Annotated in this window: 2 protein-coding genes; both read left to right on the top strand. The window is 31.9% G+C overall.

Annotated elements, in window-relative coordinates; all coding sequences use genetic code 11:
• Positions 1–13 precede the first annotated feature (13 nt).
• On the top strand, positions 14–1,822 hold the full coding sequence (locus AAC053_RS13735; protein ID WP_339757815.1) for a hypothetical protein: 1,809 nt from the start codon (positions 14–16) through the stop codon (positions 1,820–1,822).
• A gap of 128 nt (positions 1,823–1,950) precedes the next feature.
• A complete protein-coding gene (gene mnmE, locus AAC053_RS13730) occupies positions 1,951–3,339 on the top strand; it encodes a tRNA uridine-5-carboxymethylaminomethyl(34) synthesis GTPase MnmE (protein WP_339757812.1) in 1,389 nt (462 codons plus the stop codon).

The raw sequence follows: 3,339 nt of genomic DNA, 5'->3' as shown, positions 1-3,339 counted from the left end.
AAAAAATTAAAAGATGGCTTCATCTAAATCACTACATAGCTTTCATATACCAGTAATGGGATTAGCTTATACCATTGATAGCCCAATTCGTGTGGCTCAATTTGGTATTTCTTCAGTTATATCTATTATAGACGATGATCTTTTGGAAAAAATGAATGCTTTTTATAGTAATAAATTTAATCTACCGTATCAAGAAATAACAAAAAAGGTAAAAGATTATCGTGCCGAGCGTATTACCTCTTATTTAAACTTAGTAGATACAATAGTTAACGAAAAATTTTTAAAATTCAAATCAGAATTATCTGAAAGCAAATTGGCTTTAGAAAACTTCATAGCCACTTTGCCTAATAGATCAACTACAAAGGAAGGGCTTTCAAACTTATTGGAAGACGGTTTTGCATTTAAAGAAAAGATTAAAAATTACTTGGAAACGTATTTAAAAGTTGGAGATATTGATGTGAATATAATGACCAAAGTTGATAAAGATAATTTTGTTAATGGAGAACAATTACCAGTTGAATTTAATGATGCACATGCATCACTTCGTGGTTTTGCGAATAGTAAGTTAAGTTCTTCTGTTGTGCTTTCAGCAGGAATGAACCCAAGGTTATATAGTTACTTTGAAGATTTCAACGATTTCTTTCCAGATAGTAAAGGTCAGTTAAAAAAGAAAATTATCCTTAAAGTGAGTGATTATCGTTCGGCAATCATCCAAGGGAAATTTTTGGCAAAAAAAGGACTTTGGGTTTCAGAATACAGAATTGAATCTGGCTTAAATTGTGGTGGACATGCCTTTGCTACAGATGGGTTTTTATTAGGGCCAATTTTAGAAGAATTTAAGAATAAAAAGGCAGAATTAATACAAGACACTCATAGTGTTTTTGTAAAGGGATTAAGTCGGAAAGGACTAGTTGTACCAGAACAACCTTTAGATTTAAAATGTACTGTACAAGGTGGTGTTGGAACAGCAGATGAACACGAATTTTTACTTAAAAACTATCAGGTTGATTCCATAGGGTGGGGAACCCCTTTTTTATTGGTTCCAGAAGCGACATCTGTAGATAAACAAACAAGGGATTTATTGGCAAATGCAAAAGAAAAAGATTTATATCTAAGTGGTATTTCGCCTTTAGGAGTACCTTTTAACACCATAAAAGGAACCACTAACGAGTTCTTTAAACAAAAACGTATCGATAATGATAAAGCGGGTAGTTCTTGTCCGAAGAAATTTTTGGCTCTAAGTAAAGAATTTGGTCCAGAAGGAATTTGTACAGCTTCAAAAAAATATCAAGATGTCAAATTAAAAGAATTAAAAGCTAAAAAAGCTGATGTATTTTCAAATATGTACGAAAATGCCAAAGCTAAAATAACCAAAAAAGCTTGTCTTTGTGTAGGTTTGTCCAATTCATCATATTTAGAAAAAGATATTAAAATAAAAGGGCAGGAGCAAGGTGTCGTTATTTGCCCAGGACCAAATATGGCTTATTTTAATGAAGAAGTGTCGCTTTCTAAAATGATGCATCATATTTATGGAAATGCATCTGTGCTTTCAAATATAAATCGTCCAAACATGTTTGTAAAAGAATTGAAAATGTATGTGGATTATTTTAAAAATGAAATAGCTACAGTCTCAGAAGACATAACAACCAAGCAAATAAAAAAATGGGAAACCTTTAAAAGCAATTTATTTGAAGGAATTGCCTATTATCAAGATCTGTTTTTAACATCATTATCTTCTGAAAATGCAAACATTCAAAAAGAACTCCATTTTTATAAGGAAGAACTTTTAACAGTAACCATCCCAAAATTCGAAAAGGTATAGAATTGAAGATTTTAATATAAGACAAAGTCAAAAAAAGCAAAATGCTTCGTGAATTAAATCTTAAAATGAGTGTATTCATTTTATAAGAATTATGTATTTTACAATACTTTTGTACAAAGCACTGTAAAATGTATAACGATACCATTGTAGCATTAGCAACACCATCTGGAAGTGGTGCTATTGCTGTAATAAGATTGTCTGGTGAAAACGCTATAACTATTGCGGATAATCATTTTAAATCTGTAAAAGGCCACAAGACACTAAGTAACCAAAAAACGCATACGATTCATTTGGGTCATATTATTGATGATAATCGAACAATAGATGAAGTTTTGGTATCTGTCTTTAAAAACCCTAATTCTTATACTGGCGAAGATGTGGTTGAGATATCTTGCCATGGCTCATCCTATATTCAACAAGAAATTATTCAGTTGTTTTTGCGTAATGGTTGCAAAATGGCTAGTGCTGGTGAATTTACCTTACGCGCGTTTTTAAATGGTAAATTAGATTTAAGTCAGGCTGAAGCTGTTGCAGATTTAATTTCTAGTGATAATGAAGCATCGCATCAAATTGCTATGCAACAAATGCGTGGAGGATTTTCATCTGAAATTGCTAAACTAAGAGAAGAGCTTTTAAATTTTGCGTCATTAATAGAGTTGGAACTCGATTTTGCCGAAGAAGATGTTGAGTTTGCTGACAGAACTCAGTTTAAGCAATTAATAGAGCGTATCAATTTTGTGCTGAAACGTTTGATAGATTCATTTGCAGTTGGTAATGTGATAAAAAACGGAATTCCAGTAACCATTGTTGGTGAGCCTAATGTTGGAAAATCGACTTTGTTAAATGCCATATTAAAGGAAGATCGCGCAATAGTTTCTGAAATTGCAGGTACAACAAGAGATACCATCGAAGACGAAATTTCAATTGGAGGTATTGGTTTTAGATTTATTGATACAGCAGGCATACGAGAAACCGAAGATGTAGTTGAAAGTATTGGTATTAAAAAAACTTTTGAAAAGATAGACCAATCTCAGGTAGTTATTTACTTATTTGATAGTAGCTCTAGCATTAATAATCTTGCAACTGTAAAGCTAGAAATTGAAAAGATTAAAAATAAACATCCACAAAAACCCTTACTAATTATTGCTAATAAAATAGACCAGTTAGATGATATTCAATTAGCGAAGTTGAATACTGATATTGAAGGCATTCAATTGCTATCTGCTAAATCTGGATTTGGTGTAGAACAATTAACAGATTCACTTCTAAATTTAATAAATACTGGTGCACTTAGAAATAATGAAACTATCGTCACAAACTCGCGCCATTATGATGCTTTAATTAAGGCATTTGAAGAAATTAAAAAAGTACAGCATGGTTTAGAAACAGGATTATCTGGCGATTTATTAGCTATTGATATACGTCAGGCACTTTACCACTTTGGTGAAATTACTGGTGAGATTACTAATGACGATCTACTGGGAAATATTTTTGCTAATTTTTGTATCGGGAAGTAA

Origin of the sequence: uncultured Winogradskyella sp. (genome assembly GCF_963975125.1) — a bacterium.
Lineage (GTDB): Bacteria > Bacteroidota > Bacteroidia > Flavobacteriales > Flavobacteriaceae > Winogradskyella.
The sequence above is the reverse complement of the archived record's forward strand: the minus strand, read 5'-3'. Positions and strand labels throughout refer to the sequence as shown.

Coding starts and splice junctions, on each gene's coding strand:
- AAC053_RS13735 (WP_339757815.1), top strand. CDS start 14: ATGGCTTCATCTAAATCACTACATAGCTTTCATATACCAGTAATGGGA.
- mnmE (WP_339757812.1), top strand. CDS start 1,951: ATGTATAACGATACCATTGTAGCATTAGCAACACCATCTGGAAGTGGT.